3 protein-coding genes are annotated in these 3,380 nt (G+C 42.0%); all 3 read right to left on the bottom strand.

Annotated elements, in window-relative coordinates:
* Positions 1-67: 67 nt before the first annotated feature.
* The 3 genes from E5S67_RS31485 to E5S67_RS31495 all read right to left on the bottom strand — a co-directional run bounded on the left by E5S67_RS31485 (position 68) and on the right by E5S67_RS31495 (position 3,113).
* Positions 68-382 (bottom strand): HNH endonuclease, encoded by a 315-nt coding sequence (locus E5S67_RS31485; RefSeq protein ID WP_172193341.1) that lies wholly within the window; start codon positions 380-382, stop codon positions 68-70.
* A gap of 82 nt (positions 383-464) precedes the next feature.
* Positions 465-1,673, bottom strand: coding sequence for a hypothetical protein (locus tag E5S67_RS31490; protein ID WP_172193343.1), 1,209 nt, complete (start codon positions 1,671-1,673; stop codon positions 465-467).
* Positions 1,674-1,931: 258 nt separating this feature from the next.
* Positions 1,932-3,113: a hypothetical protein gene (locus E5S67_RS31495; protein ID WP_216670841.1), complete on the bottom strand. Its 1,182-nt coding sequence runs from the start codon at positions 3,111-3,113 to the stop codon at positions 1,932-1,934.
* Positions 3,114-3,380: the final 267 nt, after the last annotated feature.

The following is a 3,380-nucleotide window of genomic DNA, read 5'->3' on the forward strand; positions in this document are numbered from 1 at the left end:
TTTCGATAGTGGTAAACATATTTAATTATGGACTAATGAGGGGCATGGTCTTTCAGAGTATTTGTACTCATCGCATAAGTGTTATGCTCCCATTGTACTCCTTGTCGTAATAGAAATCCTCCTGCGTCCAATACTTATCCTCCTTTGCCCATTTCTGGAGGTTTTGTTCTTCACATAAGAACTGGTAGTTGCTTACTTCATTTAGACCGCCCTTTGACCGAGGTACAACATGGTCAACAACTAATTTGGCTTCATGGGCAGTTTTTCCAGTGTAAGCGCATTTCGGAATACCGTCATGTAATGCAATTAGTTCATGCCACTGTTGCGTTGACATCCACGTTGGCTTGTTCACTCCTACTTTTTTCTTGTCAGGGTCTTTCACTTTTGCGCTCCTGGTAAGTGTCTAAGGGAAATCTACCATGTTGCTAAGCGCTCTCTGCGTCAACAACCTAGTACAAGAACCATTATACAGATGACTTACTCTCTATTTGGACAGGATCAGAGTGACTCTCTCCACGTAGCAATGACTCTGAAACCCTTTCTGTCTCCTGTAAACGCTTCACCGACCAACAGTTTCGTCCTTCGTGGTCAATTTCATACATCGCCCCCTCCACTGACAGCTTCTTGGGTAACTGACTTCGCTTTTGTAGTCCTCTTAGCTGATTGATGGTCAACCCAGAAAATTTAGAGACTTCCATTCTGGACATTGTTTGAACATATTTTTCTATAAGATCAGTAGATTCCTCTGTCGGCTTTGACTTTCTTTTTTGGATAAGTGCAGCCTTACCTTTGTCTTTCTGGCTCTGCTTCTTTTGTGGCTCCTTACTGGTCTTTCTGTTCGCCTCATTAGGCTGGACAGTCGTATTAACAACACCATTTTGGGTAGATTGAATGCTGTTTTCTGTGAGGAAGAGTTTTTTCAAAAGTTCTGGACCGGCTTCAGCAGCAAATTGATGGGTAGATTCAAGTTCTGACCAAGCCTTTAAGGGCTTCTGGAACCGATGCTCAAAGTAGTCTTTGAATGAATCGAAAGTCTTGTTACCTTCCATCCAGTGTGGAATTCTGTACATCTCCTTTTCTTTAATGATGCTCATGAGTCTGTAACAGACTGTACAAGCTGCATCTAAACTTTGCGCGCACAGACCTATCCATTTATCTGCAAAAGCAGCTCTTGCTTCATCCGTATTGAGTGCCTGGAATTGATTAAGTACATAAGAGATGTTGGCGGGCAATTCCCAACCTGGGTAGGTAGAGGCAGCTTCGCCTCTCCCATAAATAGCACTTTGTGGCTTTATGGTTTGTTGGGTTGGTTTCAAAGACTTAACCACTTTTGTTGTATTTGTTGTATGAGGGGAGTGACTTTTCCCTAGTTCTTCTTCCACTACTGACAATCTAGTTGTCACGTTATCGCTGCGTTTTTCTTCTGCCACTAATCTTTCTTCCAGATTGGCTATGCGTTTTGCCAGAACATCAATCACAGTCGTATCTTCTGTAGTAACATTGCCTGCTACAGGAGCAAATGCCTCCGTCTGTATTGAAGCCAAGTAGTTTGACAGAATAGCGGTTGCCGCAGTTGATAGTGACTTGATATTATGCTCAGCCTGGAATGTCTTCAATTTATCGTGAACATTAGGTGGAATATAAACAGAAAATTTGAGATTACTGGTAGCCATTATGTTTGCCTCTTTATAATGGTATTGATGTACCAATTATAGCAAAAATAACGTGCGAGTAACGTGCAAGTAACGTACTTTCAACAAACTGTCCACTGTACCATGCTTAACCGCTCAATTAGGCATTCTGACAGTAGAAGCAACTGGTGTCGAGGGCTTGGTCTTGTTTACCGTCTATGCACCCCTGCATCCCCTTAAACTGCCACTCAATACGATGATAAGGGTTCTGACCTTAAACGGAATCATGGATAAACTAATTTAGAGATTCATAATTTCTTTCGCCTTCCTGTAGAGCCTTTCTCCCCAATCCTCGGTAGAATTATTGGTATGTTTAGTTAGAGCGAAGGCAAATCCACCTATTTCCCCTTTGAGCTTTTCAAATACACTACGTTGCCATCCACCTTGCGGGAGTAAAGCTTGAGTTAATACTGTATCTAAAATATCCTCATGTTGTGCATTCACATTTTGTGTGGATAGGGAAAAAATCAGTGTAGAAATCGAGAAATTATCAGGTCTACCAAACTCCAGTATCCAGCAAGAACGCAGCCCTGAGCTTTCCAGCTTTACCAGACCAAACTTTCTAACGCGATCGACTATTTTTGCAAACGGAGTTTCTTTAGCCAACTCTCGCACTTCCCAAGTAACTGAGATATCCCAATGCCTCTCATCAAGAAAGCGGATCGCTTCGGCAAACTCATCCAGCCCATCGTCTGTTGCAATAAAGATATCCATCGGCGAACGAAGGGCAAATTCGGCAGGCGGATTTTGCCCACCTACTCCTGCATCAGCAACATTAACGATTTGGCTTTTCAAAAGCGGTTCCAAGTCTTGATTGTCAACACCATTTGAGACATCAGCAGTTGGCTTTGTAACACTGATGGAACTTGCCCCCGTTTGAGTAATTTTGAGCTTCTGCTTTTCAATAATCGGCCTTCTCAAACGAGGAAGGTTACGGTCTGGTTTTGAAGTAGTAGGAGGGCTTGCTTCAATTTCAATTAAGTTTTCCTCAACAGTTTTGGGTTTCCTCTGTCGCTTGGCGGCTGGTTTTGCAACGTACTCTCGCTTTTTGAGTCGAGGATGGGTAAACTCAAGTTCTGAGAAAGGTAGCGATCGCGCAGGTGCAACTTCCAAAATTTGCTGAATCCATAAGATTTGCCCCGTTACCAGACCTCTGACGTGCCAAGTAGAACTAAAACTTGGTAAATTTGTCATCAGTGGTATCGAAGTATTCCAATTTACCTGTGAGGCTTGGCTGAGGCGATCGCGATACACCCGATCCCATGCAGAGCGAAACGATGAGTCATGCAACAACCGCGCCACACAAAAAGCAAAAGGTTTACTTAAGACTTTTTTAGCTATATCGACAGAAAAATCTAAAAATATTTTTCTGTCGATAATTTCATTTCGAGTAATTACACGCTCAAAATAGTTGGGTTCCAATAATCCAAACGCTAATGTTTTATTCGGAACCAAAAAAGCTCGAATACACTCTAATACAGGAAGGACAAGCGTAATACCTTCTTGGGTTTGAAACTTGAGGCAATACTCTGCTAGATTACTTTCGCCTTCAAGCAGATGATGGGCTATTGTTGGGATGTCTGCTGCCTTTGATAATGTATAGCAATCCTAAATCAGTTGCAAATTAATCGGGCTTCACTAATCATGATTAAGTTGGTATTAATTCAGTTTTTTCAACAAAAAAGTTAT

It is taken from the genome of Microcoleus asticus IPMA8 (assembly GCF_013179805.1).
GTDB classification, from domain to species: domain Bacteria; phylum Cyanobacteriota; class Cyanobacteriia; order Cyanobacteriales; family Microcoleaceae; genus Microcoleus; species Microcoleus asticus.